This window comes from Halomonas sp. R57-5, assembly GCF_900070345.1.
GTDB lineage: Bacteria > Pseudomonadota > Gammaproteobacteria > Pseudomonadales > Halomonadaceae > Vreelandella > Vreelandella ventosae_B.
This window is the reverse complement of the sequence record NZ_LN813019.1, coordinates 3,765,609-3,783,365: the sequence shown is the minus strand read 5'-3', so window position 1 is coordinate 3,783,365 and position 17,757 is coordinate 3,765,609. Positions and strand designations below refer to the sequence as shown.

The 17,757-nt window shown below is 57.5% G+C and carries 15 protein-coding genes and 1 pseudogene; 8 read left to right on the top strand and 8 right to left on the bottom strand.

Features of this window, described 5'->3' with window-relative positions; genetic code table 11:
* Position 1: 1 nt before the first annotated feature.
* Positions 2-916 (top strand): annotated as a pseudogene (locus HALO_RS23565) (lysylphosphatidylglycerol synthase transmembrane domain-containing protein); the annotation flags it as partial.
* A 57-nt stretch (positions 917-973) separates the two neighbouring features.
* Here the strand turns inward: HALO_RS23565 and HALO_RS23220 are convergent.
* The gene (locus HALO_RS23220) at positions 974-1,597 is read right to left on the bottom strand and encodes a RibD family protein (RefSeq protein ID WP_231896859.1); all 624 of its coding nucleotides are present in this window, start codon (positions 1,595-1,597) and stop codon (positions 974-976) included.
* Positions 1,598-1,964: 367 nt separating this feature from the next.
* On the opposite strand from HALO_RS23220, the gene ribA reads away from it, so the two are divergent.
* Positions 1,965-3,068 carry a GTP cyclohydrolase II RibA gene (ribA, locus tag HALO_RS17350; protein WP_035577426.1) on the top strand — a complete coding sequence of 368 codons (1,104 nt, stop codon included), beginning with the start codon at positions 1,965-1,967 and terminating at the stop codon, positions 3,066-3,068.
* A 48-nt stretch (positions 3,069-3,116) separates the two neighbouring features.
* Here ribA and HALO_RS17345 read toward each other — a convergent pair whose 3' ends face one another.
* The 3 genes from HALO_RS17345 to HALO_RS17335 form a co-directional block, all read right to left on the bottom strand.
* Positions 3,117-3,890: a creatininase family protein gene (locus HALO_RS17345; RefSeq protein ID WP_035577428.1), complete on the bottom strand. Its 774-nt coding sequence runs from the start codon at positions 3,888-3,890 to the stop codon at positions 3,117-3,119.
* 33 nt (positions 3,891-3,923) lie between these two features.
* Complete coding sequence (locus tag HALO_RS17340) at positions 3,924-4,706, bottom strand: FkbM family methyltransferase (RefSeq protein ID WP_035577430.1); 783 nt, start codon at positions 4,704-4,706, stop codon at positions 3,924-3,926.
* A gap of 72 nt (positions 4,707-4,778) precedes the next feature.
* The gene (locus tag HALO_RS17335; RefSeq protein ID WP_442906018.1) at positions 4,779-6,224 is read right to left on the bottom strand and encodes a glucan biosynthesis protein; all 1,446 of its coding nucleotides are present in this window, start codon (positions 6,222-6,224) and stop codon (positions 4,779-4,781) included.
* 357 nt (positions 6,225-6,581) lie between these two features.
* On the opposite strand from HALO_RS17335, the gene HALO_RS17330 reads away from it, so the two are divergent.
* Both HALO_RS17330 and HALO_RS17325 read left to right on the top strand, forming a co-directional pair.
* On the top strand, positions 6,582-8,243 hold the full coding sequence (locus HALO_RS17330; RefSeq protein ID WP_050713752.1) for an alkaline phosphatase: 1,662 nt from the start codon (positions 6,582-6,584) through the stop codon (positions 8,241-8,243).
* Positions 8,243-9,652, top strand: a complete 1,410-nt coding sequence (locus HALO_RS17325) for a mannose-1-phosphate guanylyltransferase/mannose-6-phosphate isomerase (RefSeq protein ID WP_035577433.1) — start codon at positions 8,243-8,245, stop codon at positions 9,650-9,652. Before HALO_RS17330 ends, HALO_RS17325 begins: the two co-directional genes overlap by 1 nt.
* Positions 9,653-9,660: 8 nt before the next feature.
* On the opposite strand, the gene HALO_RS17320 is transcribed toward HALO_RS17325, so the two are convergent.
* The 4 genes from HALO_RS17320 to HALO_RS17305 form a co-directional block, all read right to left on the bottom strand.
* The gene (locus HALO_RS17320; RefSeq protein WP_035577435.1) at positions 9,661-10,011 is read right to left on the bottom strand and encodes a DUF4870 family protein; all 351 of its coding nucleotides are present in this window, start codon (positions 10,009-10,011) and stop codon (positions 9,661-9,663) included.
* 13 nt (positions 10,012-10,024) lie between these two features.
* On the bottom strand, positions 10,025-10,960 hold the full coding sequence (locus tag HALO_RS17315) for a lysophospholipid acyltransferase family protein (protein ID WP_050713751.1): 936 nt from the start codon (positions 10,958-10,960) through the stop codon (positions 10,025-10,027).
* Positions 10,961-10,962: 2 nt separating this feature from the next.
* The gene (locus tag HALO_RS17310; protein ID WP_050713750.1) at positions 10,963-11,352 is read right to left on the bottom strand and encodes a DUF4870 family protein; all 390 of its coding nucleotides are present in this window, start codon (positions 11,350-11,352) and stop codon (positions 10,963-10,965) included.
* Between the two features lie 115 nt (positions 11,353-11,467).
* Complete coding sequence (locus tag HALO_RS17305; RefSeq protein WP_035577443.1) at positions 11,468-11,851, bottom strand: VOC family protein; 384 nt, start codon at positions 11,849-11,851, stop codon at positions 11,468-11,470.
* Between the two features lie 40 nt (positions 11,852-11,891).
* On the opposite strand from HALO_RS17305, the gene HALO_RS17300 reads away from it, so the two are divergent.
* From HALO_RS17300 to HALO_RS17285, 4 genes are all read left to right on the top strand, one after another.
* Complete coding sequence (locus HALO_RS17300; RefSeq protein WP_035577446.1) at positions 11,892-12,536, top strand: class I SAM-dependent methyltransferase; 645 nt, start codon at positions 11,892-11,894, stop codon at positions 12,534-12,536.
* A 180-nt stretch (positions 12,537-12,716) separates the two neighbouring features.
* Complete coding sequence (locus HALO_RS17295) at positions 12,717-14,090, top strand: MFS transporter (RefSeq protein WP_035577448.1); 1,374 nt, start codon at positions 12,717-12,719, stop codon at positions 14,088-14,090.
* A 123-nt stretch (positions 14,091-14,213) separates the two neighbouring features.
* Complete coding sequence (locus HALO_RS17290; protein ID WP_050713749.1) at positions 14,214-16,001, top strand: acyl-CoA dehydrogenase; 1,788 nt, start codon at positions 14,214-14,216, stop codon at positions 15,999-16,001.
* Positions 16,002-16,124: 123 nt separating this feature from the next.
* Entirely contained in the window at positions 16,125-17,756 is a 1,632-nt protein-coding gene (locus HALO_RS17285; protein ID WP_050713748.1) for an acyl-CoA synthetase, read from the top strand.
* Position 17,757 lies beyond the last annotated feature (1 nt).

The following is a 17,757-nucleotide window of genomic DNA, read 5'->3' as shown; positions in this document are numbered from 1 at the left end:
TATGAGGCCTGTTCAGCGGATGTTCAGTGTTTCTAGAAGCATAGGCTTGCAAAGCCCATGGCTACGCCGCGTGGTGGTCAGCATGGCATTGCTGGGTGCGGTGGCGCTGTGGGTTGAGCCCCAGGCTATCGTAGCAGAGGTGCAGGGCTTCTCCGCTGAGTGGGTCGTGCTGGCGTTAGGCATCAGCACGCTACAGATTATGCTCTGCGCCTGGCGCTGGCAGTTTACTGCCGGGCTTATTGATGTGCCGCTGCGGTTTGCTTACGCCCTGCGTGAATACTACTTGGCGCTGCTGGTCAATCAGCTGTTGCCCGGCGGGGTATTAGGCGACGCCGGGCGGGCGCACCGCCATGCCACTCAAGCGCAGTCTAGGGGCCGCGCTTGGCGAGCGGTGATTATCGAGCGCGCCTCGGGGCAGGTCGCCGTGGTGGTGCTAACGCTAACGGCGCTGCTGTTTTCACCGCTCTGGCATACCGCGCTGGGTGGGTCAGTGATTACGGCGGTGGGCTTAAGCGTGATGGTAGGCCTTGCGCTGGCCATCGTCAGCGGCCTGCTGCTGCGTCAACGTTTTAGCCACTGGCTGACCAGACTKCCGAGCTGGTGCCAAGCCCTGGCTCGTGATGTACGGCGTGGCCTGTTCCAGCACGGCGTATGGCCCCTACAGTTGCTGTCATCGTTAGCGATTGTGCTGAGTTATGGCCTGGTCATGGTGTGCGCCGCCAGGGCGATTGGCGTTGAGCTACCGGCGCTGCAAGTGCTCGCGCTTACCCCGGTATTGCTGCTGGCCATGCTGATTCCGTTTTCGGTGGCTGGATGGGGGCTGCGCGAAGGCGCCGCTGCCGGTGTCTGGACGCTGGTAGGCCTGCCGTCTGCCCAAGGGGTGGCAGTCTCGTTGGCTTACGGTGTGCTGGTGCTGTTGGCGAGCCTACCGGGCATTTGGGTGGCGCTGAGCCGGCGTGAAAAAGCCCACCCGTCAGGCGGTGGTATCCCGCAGTCGCAGGTCGAACAGCGTGTCGTCGCCGCAGCGGAAAGTTCGCGAGGGCGGGCGCAGCGCACTCTCAAGGGTCTCAATGGGCGTCATTTTAAGCCCTGGCCTGCCGGAGCCAATCAGCAGCGGGGCCACCAGCAGGTGCAGTCGGTCAACGGCGCCTGCTTCGATAAATTGAGACACCGTAATGCCGCCACCTTCAATCAGCACCCGGGGCAATCCTTTGCCAGCGAGCAGAGTGATGACGTCGTGTGGGTTGAACTGACCGCTGGCATTCAGCGGCAATACGAAACGTTCAACGTGGGCCAGGCTCGTTGTCGCCTGCCACTCAGGCCCCAGAACAGGCCCCACAATATGCAGCGTTGGGGCGCTATCGGTATTCAGCAGTGCCAGGTCATTGGGAATACGGCCTCGCGGATCCAGCACCACCCGCGTCGGGTGAGTGCCGCTAACGTGACGCACGGTCAACTGCGGGTTATCGGCGCTGGCGGTGCCCGCACCGACCACCACCGCGTCGACCAAAGCGCGCAGGCGGTGCAGGTGAACCAAACTTTCATGACCGTTGATGTAGTGGGAGTGGCCGCTTTCTGTGGCAATGCGGCCATCCATACTCTGCCCCAGTTGTGCTACTACCCAGGCCGGTCTACTGGCCAGCGGGGTCAGGCAATCGAGCAATTCTCGCGCCTCAGCGGCGACCGGCTTGGCCGTATGCCACTCGCCGGTTGGCGTCAAGGTGATCGCTGCATCGCAAGAGTGCCGATGACGCAACGCCAACAGCCATTCCCAGGCATCGGCCAGCACAATAGTGTTGACATGGGGTTCGGGCATGACGCCTCCGTGCTAAAAAATCCGTCTCATCATGCGGGTGCTACTTGGTCAAGAGCAAGCAGTTCAGGGCAACCATTAGTTCAGTTTAAAACAAATAGCTCAGCGCAAGCGTGCGCCATCCCCCTCGTAAGGAAGCCTGGAGGCCTACATGTACCAGATTGAACGCGCTATTTTCGATATTCGACGTGGCTTGCCCGTGGTGGTAAATGCTGGCGAGCAACGTTTGCTCGTGCAGGCGTTGGAAGGCAGTGAGTCAGTTGAAGCGCTTGCCCTGTTAGCGGGCGAGCGACCTTCTCTGGTGCTTACCCGTCACCGTTTGGCGGCGATGGGTATGAACTTAACCGCTGAGGCTGCCAGCCTGCCGCTGGCCGCCCACGTTAGCACCGATGAACTGCATCGTCTGGCCACTTCGGAAACGTTCTCGCAACCCGCTGGTGGGCTACTCAGTGGCTTGAAACCCGCAGGGTTAGCCGAGCGAGGCGCGGTGACGCTGATGCGCCGTGCTCTGCTGGTTCCTGCAGCGCTGTGTGCCTTTGTTAGCGAAGAGGCCACGGCGGGTATAGAACAGCAATTGGCAGCAGGGCGACTGCTGCAGGTCACCGCTGAAGACGCTGAGCAGTGCCTAGCCGGGGCGCCGGGTATGCTCAAACGGGTAAGTGAAGCGAATATTCCCCTTGAGGATGCTGCCGACAGCCGCTTTGTACTCTTCCGGGAGCCGGATGGCCTGCGCGAGCACGTTGCCGTGGTGATCGGTAAGCCGGAGCGCTGGGAAGGTGCGGTGCCGCTGCGCCTGCATTCGGCGTGTTTAACCGGCGACCTGTTTGGCAGCCTGCGCTGCGATTGTGGCGAGCAGTTGCGCAATGCCGTGGCGGATATTCAAGCCATGGGCGGTGGTGTACTGCTCTATTTGGCGCAAGAGGGCCGGGGCATTGGTTTAGCCAATAAGTTGCGCGCCTACACCTTGCAAGATGGGGGCTTGGATACCGTGGATGCGGATCAGGTACTCGGTTTTGGCGACGATGAGCGCCAGTACGCGGTGGCGGTGGATATGCTCAATGCGCTCGATATTGATCAGGTTCAACTGCTGACCAACAACCCGTTGAAGATGGAAGCGCTGCGCCAGGGGGGCATTGAGGTGGTCTCACGTCAGGCGCTGTATGGCAGTGTTACCGACCATAATCAGCGCTACCTGAATGCCAAAGCAACCCGTGGCGGGCACCTGTTGGAAGACGTGTTAAGCGATCAGCGCTGAACGCAAAACGGCCACGAGCTAAAGCTGTCTTCCATTGATAAAGCGGTTTTAGTTGGTCAGTGGCGGTAGGTGGGCGGTTTCTGTCACCACTGCCGCTAACTGACGAGCATAGTGCTGCACCAACCGCTCGCCTAATTCAGCGCTGGCGTGGCTGGCATCCCCGGCCACGCCCTGGGCACTCAGGTCTTCCGCCAACCAAGCAAATGCTGCGGCCCCTTCGGCACTGACTAATGCATCACCTTGGGGCGCCGCGGGCGGTGCCGCTTGGTAGCCGTCTAGCTGTACCAGAGTGGGGGCTAAATAGCGCATCATCGCGGTTTCGAGCAGTCCACCGTGCAAACCGTAGCGCAATTCGTCGGCATCAATAGCCGCTTCCAAAGGCGGTAGGCGGGTATAGGTGGCCTTGACCACGCGCATGGCATGCCGCCGCCGCAGGGTTAACCCCGCTAGATCCATCACCGCTTTATTGCCGCCGTGGCTGTTAAGCAGCACCAGGCGGCGAATGCCTGCCCTGGCTAAACTGTCGCCGTAGGCTTCTAGGGTGGCAATCGCCAGCGGAGCGGGCAGGCTGAGTGTGCCGGGAAAACTGGCATGCTCGTCGCTGGCTCCGACCGCCATCGGTGGTAGGCAGATAACGTTCAGGTTCGGATCTAGCTCCTTCAGCATAGCGGCCTGCAGTCCCTCGCCAATGGTCAGGTCGGTGGCTAGCGGGAGGTGAGTGCCGTGCTGTTCAATGGCGCCGAGTACCAGTATCGCTACCGGGTCGTGCTGAGCGAATTCGGCTAACTGTGGAGCGGTCAGGGTTTGCCAGTGGTGAATCATTGCGTGACGTGCCTATAGGAGTATTCAAAATAATCAAAGTAAATTCAACAGCAGCGGATGGTCTGAGCGACAGGCGTAAAGATCCCCAGAGGGCAGGTCGTCGGCCCCTGCACTTAGCCACTCGCTAATTGCTTGCGGCGTTTGCCACTCGGCCCAGCGGAATTGCCGCTGCTCACCGGCCACCACATTATAACGGTACTCGCCAAGGCGGCTTAAATGGCTCACGCAGGCGTGACTTACCTCTAATGTACCGCCTACAAACTCCACCGAAAGCGCCGCCACCGGGCAGCTTAGCCCGGCTAGAACCTCCGCTTCAAAACCCTCAACGTCGATTTTGATAAAGCTAGGTTCGCCGTACTCGTCAATTAACGCATCCAGCGTGGTCACCGGCACGCGTAATTGTTGTTCCCAGCGTACTTGGCTAAAACCTGGGTTGCGTTGGCCAATCTGCTCACGCCATTCGGTGGCAAGCGTGGCGAGGGTTGGGTTACTGGGGCTAATCGCGATCTCGGCGAAGCCCGCCGTTGGGCCAGCCGCCACTGGCAGCAGGGTGATAGTCGGCGGCTTCACAAGGCGTTTAAACCACTTGGCGAGGTCGGGCTGGGGCTCTAACGCCACCACCCTGGCGCCCAGTGCATGAAAAGCCGCGCTGCGGTCGCCTAGGTGGGCGCCAATATCAAAAGCGATATTGCCGGGCTGAATAAACGGTTGGTAAAGTCGTTTTAGCCCCCGCTGGCGCCCCGGCCGCCAATAAATAAACAGCGAGCGGGCTAGCCCACCCGCGCTACGCAGCCGTTGCAGCGCCATGCGCCGCATTAGCTGGGCTCTCTGAATGGGCGTGCCTTTATCCGCACAGACGCTGGCGATATAGGGAGTGCTTTATCAGTGCTATTGGTCATCGGGATACCACACGTAATTCCAGGTTTCGCTAATCGGTTCTCCGTTTAAGGTGAGCCTTAGGCGAACATCACTGGGCTGGTCGCTAGCGGGCAGCCGGAAACTAGCCCGCCAGCCATTGTCGTCAGGTAACGCGGTGACCTGAGGCAACAGAACCTCACCGGGTTGGGAACTGATAGCTAACTCCACGGGCTGGTCGGCGCTAATATCCGCTAACGCTCCGCCCTGAAAATCGACGATAAACTGGCGTTGATCTTGTGAAGGGGAGTCCGCTTGCCCCGGCACGCCTGCGCTGCCATGACGAGTGCGAATGGCACGGCCAAGGTTATGCGCGTCAGGCTGGGTATTCAGCGTGTGGGTGAGGTAGTGCAGGCGGCGGGACTCGCCTGCATCTAGCGTGTCGYCCGCGACCCAATAGGCGACGATATTGTCGTGGGTCTCATCGGGGGTAGGAATCTCGACTAGCTCCACGTGACCCGGTCCCCACTCATCCAGCGGGACAACCCACTGGCTGGGGCGGCGGTTGTACTGGGCTTCGGTGTCCAAATAGCGGTTAAAGTCACGCTCCCGCTGCATCAAACCAAAGCCTTGGGGAGAGTCGTCGATAAAGGCCGATGTATGTAAGTGAGCCGGGTTGCTCAGCGGGCGCCAGATCCATTCGCCGCTGCCGGTATGCATCAGCAGACCGTCGGAGTCGTGCACTTGGGGGCGAAAATCGTCCGGCCGTTCGCGGCTTGCTTCACCGTAAGTGAACATACTGGTGAGCGGGGCGACGCCAAGCTTGGCAATATCTTCCCGGGCAAATAGTTCGGCTTCTACTTCAACCTGGGTGTTTTCGCCGGGTTGGATGATAAACCGGTAGGCTCCGCTAACCGAAGGGCTGTCCATTAACGCCAACAGCTCAATCTGTTTGGCATCAGCGTCGGGTTTATACAGCCAAAACTCGCGGAATGCTGGGAACTCTTCGCCTTCAGGGGAGGCGGTATCGATCGCCAGCCCCCGGGTCGAAAGCCCGTAAGCCTGTCCCTGCCCAACGATGCGAAAATAACTGGCGCCGAGAAAAACGCCAAACTCATCGTCATACTCGTTGCTGTTAAGGGGGTAGTGAAGACGAAACCCTGCGTGGCCGCTGCCGGTTAAGTCTTGCTCTTTCAGCGTCGCGGCATTGCCATCGTAGGTGTAATCCTGTGCTGAAAAGGGCAGCGGCGCTACCGTATCGTTGTCGATAACGTTCAAGGTAATCGGGGTTTGAAACAGAAAGCCGCTGTGAAATAGCTGCAAGCTAAAGGGGCTCTCATCTTTCCAGTAGGCGTGTTCTGGGTTAAAACGGATTTGCCGGTAGGTATCGTAGTTAAGCTCACGTAATACCTGGGGCAGTGTTTCTTCCGGGGCTTGATAAGCTTCTTCGGCCAGCTGTTGGGCGCGTTCAATGACCATGCTGAAATGTTGATCGTCTTCGGCAAACGCCGGTAAGGCTAGCGTACAACTGAGTAAAACTATCCATTTATCGGCCCGCCACCTACCAACCAGCCTTCTAGCAACCAGCTTTCTAGCAAAATAGTTACAACGCATACGCGAAATCCTTTCCGGTGAAGGCCTGCAAAACGCATGATCAAGCAAAGCGTGAAATTTTTACACAATAACTATACGATAAAATATTACAGTACATGATTGTTGTGTTTTTCAGCAGCCTTATTCCTTGCTCTCTTGTCTTGCGACTGGGTACAGCTTTGCTTTGAGACTAAAGGTTATATCTTTGAAACTGTTCGCTAAAGCAGGCACACAGAGGGTGCAATGAGTCGATTATTACTAACGCTGCTAATGCTGAATCTCCTACTCATCGTGCCACTTTGGTGGCGCTTTGGCGATATCAGTACACACTTGCTCGCTTGGGAGGCGCTGATCATCACGCCAATCATGTTACTGCTTCCCGCTGGAAAAGCGCGCCGCATCGTGGCGATTGGGCTGGTCAGTTGGGTGATGCTGGCAACCGCCGCGAATCTTGGCACTGCCGCCACCCAAATGGCCTTTGCCCGGCCACTTAATCTCTATCTTGACGTACCTTTGCTGCGCTCAATTTATCACCTATTAGTAGGTAATGTAGGCCAACTGTTGGCAGTTTGCGCAATGCTGGTAGGAGCGGCCGTGCTAATCGCCATTACCCTGGGTTTGGCGCGCCTGCTGCTTCCACCAGTCGCTTACTCGATCAAACGGCTGCCTGGAGCGGCCGCATTAACGCTGCTGGTTATTGCCACCACCTGCGCGGCGCTTGAACTCAATGGGGTGCGGCTGATCGATAGCGCGCGGTTGCCGATGGTGAACACTACGCGCTTTCAGTGGCAGCAAGTGACCGATACCCACGCTGCACGCCTCGCCTTTACCGCCCAGCTGGAAGCCGCACCGTTGGAAGCCCAGCCGCTACCGGGACTTGAGGGCCGCAACGTACTGCTCACCTTTATTGAGTCCTACGGTATCTCGGCGCTGGAAAAACCACGCTATGCAGAGGTTCTGCTGCCTACTTTAGCTGAGATGCAGCAGCGGCTAGGCGAGCGTGACCTCCACGTGGTTTCTGGTCTGATGGCGTCGCCGATTAGCGGTGGGCAGTCCTGGCTGGCCCATGCGACGGCCCTCAGTGGCCGCTGGATCGATAATCAGCTGTGGTATCAGTTGATGTTAGACAGTGGTCACTCGACTTTAATCGATGATTTTCGCGCTACCGGCCAACGCACCCTTGGTGTGATGCCCGCCATTACGATGGCGTGGCCGGAAGGGGAGGCCTATGGTTTCGATGAAATTGCCGCAGCGAGAGATATCGCCTACGCCGGCCCCGCACTGAACTGGGTCACCATGCCGGATCAATTCACCCTCGATTACMCCCAGCGTTACTTGCTAGGCGAGACACCGGTGTTTGCCCAATTGGCACTGATCTCCAGTCATGCCCCCTGGACGCCGATCCTGCCGGTGCTGGATGATTGGTCATCCATTGGTGATGGGCGTATTTTTGCCCCCTGGGAAGACGCAGGCGATCCGCCCGAAGTATTGTGGCAGGAGGTGGAACGTATTCGCGATCACTATGCCTGGTCTGTTGACTACGCTGTGAAAGTCACTGGCCGCTGGGCCGAGCGCGTAGTGGATGATAATACCCTGATGATTGTGCTGGGCGACCATCAGGCCGCGCCTTTGATTACCGGCGACGAGGCCAGCGCGGCCGTCCCGGTGCATATTATCAGCGGTGACCCGGCATTATTGGCGCCCTTTATAAAGCGCGGCTTCGTTCCCGGCACCCTGCCTGCGCTCGAACAGGCGAGTACTGCGCCCAGGATGAGCCAACTTCGCCACTGGTTGCAGGCTGATTTTGGTGAGTTAACGGTTGGCCTAGGCACTGGTTCAGCAACAGGGATAGCCTCTGAGGAAAGAGAGTTTTCTGATTCAAGGACAACGACAAGGACGCAGTAATGATTCAGCCAGTGATTTTAAGCGGTGGCAGCGGCACGCGGCTCTGGCCGCTCTCCCGCGAGCAGATGCCGAAACAGTTTTTGCGTTTAACTTCATCACAAAGCCTGCTTCAGCAAACGCTGAGCCGTCTAGAGGGGCTCCACGCCGCTGCGCCAATGCTGATGGGTCACCATAGCCATCGCTTTTTAATGGCTGAACAGCTGCGAGAAATGGATCAAACCGCCACTCTGGTACTTGAACCCGAGGGCCGCAATACCGCCCCGGCGATTGCCTGTGCCGCGCTTCTGGCACGTCAAACTGGCGATGACCCGCTACTGCTAGTACTCCCGGCAGACCATGCGATTGGCGATGTTCAAGCGTTTGAACACAGTGTTTCAGCCGCCGTGCCGTTGGCCGAAGCAGGCTATCTCGTCACCTTTGGGGTCGTTCCGACACAGCCTGAAACGGGTTATGGCTATATTGCCTGCGGCGAGCCGCTGGAAGGGGGCCACCACCTGGCGGCCTTCATTGAAAAACCTGATGCCAAGTGTGCGGCAGTGCTGGTTGAAAGCGGCGATTACCTGTGGAACAGCGGTATGTTTTTGCTGCGTGCCTCAAGCTATCTGGATCAGCTAACGCGCCTGCAGCCAGCAATGCTTAAAGCCTGCGAGGAAGCGGTAAGCAGCGCGCATCGCGACTTGGATTTTCTACGCTTGGGTGAAGAAGCATTTCGTCGCTGCTCGGCGGACTCTATCGACTACGCGGTCATGGAGCACTGCGACCACGCTGCGGTAGTGCCTTTGGTCGCCCAGTGGAGCGATATCGGCAGTTTTGATGCGCTGAGGGCCATAGCGTCGCTCGACGCGGCGGGTAACGCCACTAAAGGCGATACGTGGCTGACCGATACCCAGGATTCATTGGTGTTTGCCGAGCACCGTTTGGTGGCTACGTTGGGCGTGCAACATCTTATTGTGGTGGAGACTTCTGACAGCGTGCTGGTGGCCCACCGTCATCAGGCACAGCAGGTAAAGCAACTGGTGGCATCGCTTTCCCAGGCGGGGCGCAACGAACCGTGCTCGGCACCCCAGGTGCAGCGTCCTTGGGGCAGCTTTCAGGCGATGGACAGCGGTGAGCGCTATCAGGTCAAACACATTACGGTGAAGCCTGGCGGGCGGCTATCGCTGCAGCGCCATCATCACCGCGCTGAGCACTGGGTTGTGGTAAGAGGTACTGCGCGGGTAACGCTTGAGGAGCGAAGCTTCTTGGTAAGTGAAAATCAGTCGACCTATATCCCCATTGGGGCATTACATCGGCTGGAAAACACCGGAAAAATCCCTCTGGAACTGATCGAAGTCCAGTCGGGTAGCTATCTGGGTGAAGACGATATCGAGCGTTTAGATGATGTTTATGCTCGCGATAACGATGAGTGACGAGCGAATTACCACAGCCAACTGGCGGGACGTGCAGGGGGCTGGCCCTTGCGTACATTGATCCAGCCCAGCAGGCAACGCACGCCTAACCATACCGCTAGCAGCGGCCAGAGTAGGGTGCCAACAATCACAATACTGAGTAGAAAGGCGATGCAGGCATACAGCGTACCGATCCAGAAGGTGCGTATCAGGTAACGGTAGTGTTGCTGCAGCCAGGGCGCCGCTTCCTTGCGGTAAACATAAGCAATCACCACGCCGATCAGCAGGGTGATATTAGCAGTGACGATGCCCGCTAGGTAAAGCGCGTAAATAATCTGCGGTGGGCGTGTTTCATCGCCCGATTGGTCGTTTTGCATCATCAGTAAGCCCTTGTTAGTAAAGACGATAGTCGCGAAAGTTGGCGAGGTTTTGCTGCTCTTGCGCCACTTTGCGGTAACGTTTGTATTCCCACTGATACTGCGCAGGCGCCAAGTTGATCGCGGCCTCCACGCTGGCATTCACACCGGTGGCAGACTGCACATCATCGTCGCTATAGACCCGCTCGTCGGCATCCAAAAAATGGATTTCAAATCCTTGACCAGGGATACGTAGCGCGACGCCTGTGACCACGCGTGCCTGAGTCCGGGCGACCAGTTTCGGTAGCAGGGTGGCGGTGTAGGCCTCGCGGCCAAAGAACGGTGCAAAAACGCCGCTGCCCCAGTCGGGTTCCTGGTCGGGGAGTATGCCAATCGCTTCGCTGCGTTTCAGCGCTTTAAGCAGCGCCGCCACACCGCGGGGGTTGGTGGGCACCAGGCTAGCCCCCATGCGCTCGCGACCATGGCGAATCACAGGATCGAGGGCAGTGATTTTGGGTGGCTCGTACATGGCGGTGAAAGGGAAATGGCTCGAGAGCCAAAAGTTAAGCACCTCCCAGTTGCCGAAGTGGGGGGCAAGCACAATCACGCCGCGGCCTTCGGTGCGGGCGTTATCGAGCTTGTCGCGACCGTGTACCGCTAAAATGCTGGTCTCTACCTTGTTTGGTTCCGCCATCCAGGCGTGCCCCAGCTCCAGCATCGTAGCCGTTGAGTGGCGTAAACTGTGCTGACCAAGGGTTTTACGTTCAGCAATGGAGAGGTCTGGGTAAACAACCGCTAAGTTGCGATCGGTTACCCAGCGCTCACGCTTATTAAAGCGGTAAACCAGGGGGCCGAGCGCCGAAGCAATACGCCATAGGCGCGCAAGTGGCCAGCGTGACAACTGACGCCATAGCCAGCTGATCGCGCTGGCTTTGGAAAAACGCCGAGCGTTATTAGCCCCCTGTGGTGCCATCGTTAAATCAACCAAGTGTCTACGCTGGAGGGCGCGCGTTGCTCTTGTAGCCCTTTAAAGCCTTTAACGCAGCGGATAATAAACCATATAGCTAGTGCCACAAAAAGTGGGAAACCAATCACTGCAAAGAGCAACACCGTGCAAATAGTGCCGTATACAAAACCTATCCAAAACGTACGAATCTGATAGCGGTAGTGTTCGTCCAACCACGTAGGGCCTTTGCCTTTATAGACGTAAGCAATAACCACACCAATAATCGACGTAACGCCAAGGAGAAAACTGGCCAGGTAGAGCGCATAGATAACCATCGCCATGGTGGTGTCGGGCTGAGATTTTTGCTCTTCGCTGACGACGTTGCCTTCGAGTGGGGAATCAGTTTCGTTATCAAGCATAATGTTTCCTTTCGTTCAATCTGTATAAATACTTAAGTGGGTGAAGATGCCTATGGCACATCAGTTCGCGCTGTTTAAGCGCGACATATAATACCTTGATTCATTAGACTTAGCATTAGCGTGAGGCGGGGCGGCAAATCTCTAGCAAATTGCCATCCGGGTCGCGTAGGTAGATCGACTCGATCGGCCCATTGGCGCCTTGGCGGGCGACTGGGCCCAACTCAACCTCAATCGCCAGGGCATCCAAATGCTGCTTGAACTCATCCAGCGGCAATTGGCAACGCAGGCATAGATCCAGACTGCCAGGCGTAGGCGTTGCTGAAATGGGGGCAATGTCGGTATCGGTTTGATGCAGGCGTAACGCCGTATCTCCGAGCATTAAATCGACCCGTTGAGCATCGCGATAGCGGACGTCTAAGCCAAGAACACGTGAATAAAAATCGACTGCGCGACCCATGTCGGTCACGGTAACAACAAGATGATCCAGACCTGATAGCATGCCACCTTCCTTAATACCTAACGATAAACCAGAGAATACGATGATGCGTCGCTGCCCGCTATGCGCGGAATCCACTACTGCGCTCTACCACCAGGATAGGCGTCGTGACTACTACCAGTGTGCCACGTGCGAGCTGGTATTTGTCCCCCCCGAGCATCATTTGAGCGCCGCTGCAGAAAAGGCCGAATACGATAAACATCAAAACTCGCCGCATGATACGGGATACCGACGCTTCTTAGGGCGTTTATTTACCCCGCTGTTAGCGAAGCTTGCACCTAACGCCCGCGGCCTCGATTTTGGCTCTGGACCGGGGCCAGCGCTGTCGGTGATGTTCGCCGAGCGGGGCCTCCCGATGGCCATCTACGACCCTTTTTATGCCCCTGATGCCTCGGTTCTCACCCAGACGTTTGATTTTATCACCGCCACAGAAGTTGTTGAGCACTTGGCGCAGCCCGGCAAGGTGCTTACGCAGTTGGCGGCTCAGCTCTCGCCAGGTGGCTATCTGGGCTTAATGACCAAGCGCGTCACTTCGCCGGAGGCGTTTGCCCGCTGGCACTATATTAGCGACCCCACCCATATCAGCTTTTTTAGTGAGGAGACCTTTCGTTGGTGGGCACAAAAGAATAGTTTAGTAGTGGAATTTCCTGGGCCTGACACGGTTATTCTACACAAAACGCTATCGTGAATAATTGTAACGTTAGAAAAGCATTGACTTTGCCCGCTTGGGGGCAATAATTGCGCGCCGCTATCCCGGCCTGACTCGATGTGCCAGGTGAGATGACGGTTTCTGTGGACACGCTTAGTAGCGTTTTTACGCCTGTTTTCAGCCCTTTGTTTCACCACTTTTAGGCAAGACGAGGTTTTCATGTCGCGGCAACTGCTAGCCATGGCGCTGGCGCCCCTTTTAGGGCTCTTTATTCTCGGGATTGGCAACGGTTTTCTCGCCACCTTAATTACCGTGCGTCTGGATGCCGCTGGTGAGTCGGCCACGGTCATCGGCATTGTCTCGTCGGCTTACTTTATCGGCTTGGCCTTAGGCGCAATGGTGAATGACCGCTTGTTGCTGCGCATTGGCCATATTCGCGCTTACGGCAGTTTTGCCTCACTAGTGGCCGTCACGGTGCTGCTGCAGGGATTGTTCTTCGACCCCTGGGCCTGGTTTGTACTGCGCCTAATTGGCGGTTGGGCCACGGTAGGGGTTTATCTCGTTATTGAGAGCTGGCTACTCACCTCCGGTGATCAAAAAGTCCGTGGCCGCCTGCTGGCGCTGTATATGATTTCGCTCTATGCCGCTGGTGTGTTGGGTCAGCTGCTGCTGGGGGTAACCAACGCTATGGGCGTCACCGCGCCCTTTATGGTGATCGGCCTGCTGGCCTCGCTCTCTGTGCTGCCCATGGCGATGATTCCTCGCGTATCGCCAATTATGGAACATGCCGAACCGCTTCCTCCGCATCGCCTGATTACCCTGACGCCCACCGGTGTAATGGGCAGCTTAGGCTCTGGGATGGTGGTTGCCGCGGCGTATACGCTACTGCCACTCTACCTACAGCGAAATGGCATGAGTGTCAGCCAGGTTGGGCAGATGATGGCCGTGGTGATTATGGGGGCCATGCTGCTGCAGTACCCGATTGGCCGCTGGTCGGATCGCCATGATCGGCAAATGGTGCTGATCGGTATTAGCGGTTTCTGTGTGCTTATCTCCGCGGCGATGCTTTGGCTGCCGCTCTCGACGCCACTGCTGGCGCTGCTGCTGTTCTTGCTCGGCGGTGGAGTATTCGCGCTCTACCCGGTGGCAGTGAGTCACGCCGCCGACCGTGCCCCCGCAGGGGCACTCGTGCGCATGAGTCAGGGGCTACTGCTGATCAACTCCATTGGCGCCACGATCAGCCCGCTGATGATCTCCCCGGTGATGACCGTGATGGGCGATGCGGGCCTGTTCTGGGCTTTCGGTTCACTCAGCCTATTCTTCTTAATGTTCTTCTCCTGGCGCCGCAGCGTGCGCCCAGCGCCGGTGCCCGTGGCGCCGTTTACGCCTACGACGCCGATGACCGCTGCAGGTGCTGAGCTGGTGGTGACCGAAGAGTTGATGCAGGGCGCGTTGGAGCATGAGCACTTGGAGGACCTGTCCGATGCCGTATGGGACGTCGACGCCGCCGAACCGGTGGTGGGGCCGCCCGCAGAAGATGAAAGCCATATCACCTACTATGATGATGTGGAGCAAGCAAATGAGCGAAAATAAAACCGAGTGGAGACGTTATTGGTAGCGGGTGATACCTTGGGCTAATGGTGCACGTGAGAGAGTATTACTACTATCTAGGGCATACTTTCAAACAATTGTTTAACTTTCAGCCCGAGGTTCGCCATGAATGTTTACGTCGCACCGGTACGCGATTTGCGCTTTGTACTCGAAGAGCTATTAGCGCACCGTTCGCTCAGCCTGCCGGGCTTTGAAGAAGCCACGCCGGATTTGGTCGAGGCGGTGCTTGAAGAGGCCGCAAAGCTAGCCGGCGACGTCTGGGGCCCGCTCAATAAGAGTGGTGATCACCAGGGAGCTAAGCGCCTTAGCGATGGCAGTGTAACGACCCCGGAAGGCTTCGCGGCGGCTTATCAGGCGTATGTCGACGGCGGCTGGAACGGGATTGGCGTCTCCGAGGCGTTGGGCGGTCAGAACCTGCCTGAAGTCGTCGCCAGCGCCGTTCAAGAGATGCTTCACGGCGCCAATATGGCGCTAGGGCTCTGCCCTATGCTGACCGCCGGAGCCATTGAGGCGCTGGCCCACCACGGCAGCGATGAATTAAAAGCGACTTACTTGCCCAAGCTGGTGGAAGGTACCTGGACGGGCACCATGAACCTTACCGAATCCCAAGCGGGCTCGGACCTCTCCCAAGTGCGCACCCGCGCCGTACCTGAAAACGACCACTACCGCATCAGTGGTCAGAAGATCTATATCACCTGGGGCGAGCACGACGCCGCCGAAAACATTATCCATCTGGTACTGGCCCGCAAGCCTGACGCACCGGAAGGCAACAAAGGCATCTCGCTGTTTCTGGTGCCCAAGTTTCTAGTTAACGACGACGGCTCTCTGGGTGAGCGAAACGACGTCACCTGCGCCTCAATTGAGCACAAGTTGGGCATTCATGGCTCGCCTACCTGCACCCTAAGCTTTGGCGAAAATGGTGGCGCCATTGGCTATTTAGTCGGTGAAGAGGGGCGTGGCCTGAACCATATGTTCACCATGATGAACGAAGCGCGTCACAAAGTCGGTATTCAGGGCATTGGCGTGGCCGAACGCGCCTGCCAGCACGCCTTTGCCTACGCGCTGGAGCGTCGTCAGGGGCGCTCTCCAAAAACGCGGGGCGGCGCTGAATGCACCATCAGCGATCATTTAGACGTGCGCCGTATGCTGCTCTCCATGCGCTCACGCACCGATGCGCTGCGTGCCCTGGCGTTGTACTGCGCCGCCGAGCTGGATACCGCCCGCCACGCTGAAAGTAACGATGCTCGCCAGGCTGCCCAAGCCTGCGCCGATATTCTTATTCCGGTGATCAAAAGCTTTTCTACCGATCAAGCGGTAGACATCGCCTCCATGGGGATTCAGGTACACGGTGGGATGGGCTACGTGGAAGAGACCGGCGCCGCCCAACTGCTGCGCGATGCGCGCATTGCCCCCATCTATGAAGGCACGAATGGTATCCAGGCGCTCGATTTGGCAGGCCGTAAACTCCAGCGCGACAACGGCGAAGCGCTCACTGCACTATTGCATGAGGTTGCCGCCACCGTGGAGCAGTTAAACGCCGACCCGGCACTTAAAGCGTTGGGCCGCGGCTTGGACGCAGGTTTGAAAGATTTAAAAGCCGCCCAAGCGATGGTGCTGGAACAAGGCAGCGATCCTGACAACGGTGCGGATGCGGTGCAGGCCTACGCCACACCGTTTCTCACTTTGGCAGGTCACGTGCTGTGTGCATGGCAAATGGGTCAGGCGGCGCTTAGTGCCCAAGCAGCCCTTAACAACGGCAGCGATGATCCCTTCTATACGGCCAAGATGCGCAGCGCAGAATTTGCGATCACTCAATGGCTGCCGGTAGGCCGTGCTCAGCGCGCCGTGATTGAGGCGGGTATACAGTGTTTAAGCGATTTTKAGGTTCATTAACGCTAATGTTTAGCTTCGCGCCGCCGCCCCTTGAGGCGGCGGTGTTGTTTCCAAACGATCAAAACGACTATTTAAAACGATCGCTTTTAATAACAACGATTTCCACAATGCCAGGAGCCGACCATGACCGCTATTTTCGAGCAAGGCTTACCCAAAACCGTAGCCAACCATGTACCCCTTTCCCCGCTGACCTTTATCGAGCGCTCGGCGTCGATCTATCCCGATTACCCGGCGGTGGTACATGGCAGCACGCGACGCACCTGGGGCGAAACCTGGTCGCGCTGCCGCCAGCTTGCCTCTGCACTCGAAAAGCGGGGCATTCAGCCGGGCCAAACCGTCGCGGCGATGCTGCCCAATATTCCCGCCATGTTTGAAGCGCACTTCGGTGTGCCGCTGGCTGGCTGTGTATTAAACACGCTGAATATTCGCCTGGATGCCGAGGCGATCAGCTATATGCTCGAGCACGGCGAGGCGAAAGCTATTCTGGTCGACCCCGAATTTGCCGAGGTCATCCAACAAGCGGTTGCCAAGCTAGAGCAAAAGCCGCTGATCATTGATGTGGCTGACAGTGAGTTTCTTGGCGAGGCTAAGGGCATCGGGGAAATTGAGTACGAGGCGTTGCTTAACGAGGGCGATGCTGACTTTGCCTATCAACTGCCTGCCGATGAGTGGGATGCGATCTCGCTCAACTACACTTCTGGCACCACCGGCAAGCCCAAGGGCGTGGTTTATCACCACCGCGGCGCTTATCTCAATGCGGTGAGCAATATCATGGAGTGGGCAATGCCCCACCACCCGATCTACCTGTGGACGCTGCCGATGTTCCACTGCAACGGCTGGTGCTTTCCCTGGACGATTGCCGCCAACGCCGGGGTGAATGTCTGCCTTCGCCGCGTTGATCCCAAAAAGATCATGCAGTTGATCGCCGATGAAAAGGTCACCCACTTCAGCGGGGCGCCGATTATTCTTAATGGCCTGGTGAATCTACCGGCTGAAGAMAAATGCGAGTTTAATCACCCGGTGAAAGTGACCACCGCCGGTGCTGCGCCGCCAGCCTCAGTGATTTCAGGGGTCGAAAAGCTAGGCATTGAGGTCACCCACGTATACGGCCTGACCGAAGTATACGGCCCGGTAACGGTGTGCGCCTGGCGTGAGGCGTGGGATGAACTACCCATTGAAGCGCGGGCCAAAATTAAGGCCCGCCAGGGCGTGCGCTACCATATGCTCGAAGCGCTCTGCGTTGCCGATCCGCTGACCATGGAGCCCGTCCCCAAAGATGGCAAAACCATGGGCGAGATACTGATGCGCGGCAACAATGTCATGAAAGGATACTTAAAGAATTCTGAGGCCACCGAACAGGCACTGGCCGGTGGCTGGTATCACACCGGCGATTTGGCGGTGTGGCACACGGATGGTTATATCGAGATTAAAGACCGCTCTAAGGACATTATTATTTCCGGCGGTGAAAATATCTCCACCATTGAAGTAGAAGACGCGATTTACGGCCATCCTGCGGTTGAAGAGGCGGCGGTAGTGGCCAAACCTGATGAGAAGTGGGGGGAGACGCCCTGTGCCTTTGTGAAGCTTAAAGTCGGTTATGGCGAAGTCACCGAGGCGGATATTATCGCCCACTGTCGCGAACMCCTGGCGGGCTACAAAGTCCCCAAAACGGTCATCTTCAGCGAGCTGCCGAAAACCTCAACGGGCAAGATCCAAAAATTCGTTTTGCGCGAAGAAGCCAAGCAGCATGGATAAT

Bases quoted from the DNA above. Each gene is read 5' to 3' on its own strand.
- HALO_RS17325 (WP_035577433.1), top strand. From the start codon at position 8,243: ATGATTCAGCCAGTGATTTTAAGCGGTGGCAGCGGCACGCGGCTCTGG.
- HALO_RS17295 (WP_035577448.1), top strand. From the start codon at position 12,717: ATGTCGCGGCAACTGCTAGCCATGGCGCTGGCGCCCCTTTTAGGGCTC.
- HALO_RS17305 (WP_035577443.1), bottom strand. From the start codon at position 11,851: ATGCTATCAGGTCTGGATCATCTTGTTGTTACCGTGACCGACATGGGT.
- HALO_RS17340 (WP_035577430.1), bottom strand. From the start codon at position 4,706: ATGCGGCGCATGGCGCTGCAACGGCTGCGTAGCGCGGGTGGGCTAGCC.
- HALO_RS17320 (WP_035577435.1), bottom strand. From the start codon at position 10,011: ATGATGCAAAACGACCAATCGGGCGATGAAACACGCCCACCGCAGATT.
- HALO_RS17315 (WP_050713751.1), bottom strand. From the start codon at position 10,960: ATGGCACCACAGGGGGCTAATAACGCTCGGCGTTTTTCCAAAGCCAGC.
- HALO_RS17345 (WP_035577428.1), bottom strand. From the start codon at position 3,890: ATGATTCACCACTGGCAAACCCTGACCGCTCCACAGTTAGCCGAATTC.
- HALO_RS17300 (WP_035577446.1), top strand. From the start codon at position 11,892: ATGATGCGTCGCTGCCCGCTATGCGCGGAATCCACTACTGCGCTCTAC.
- ribA (WP_035577426.1), top strand. From the start codon at position 1,965: ATGTACCAGATTGAACGCGCTATTTTCGATATTCGACGTGGCTTGCCC.
- HALO_RS23220 (WP_231896859.1), bottom strand. From the start codon at position 1,597: ATGGATGGCCGCATTGCCACAGAAAGCGGCCACTCCCACTACATCAAC.
- HALO_RS17310 (WP_050713750.1), bottom strand. From the start codon at position 11,352: ATGCTTGATAACGAAACTGATTCCCCACTCGAAGGCAACGTCGTCAGC.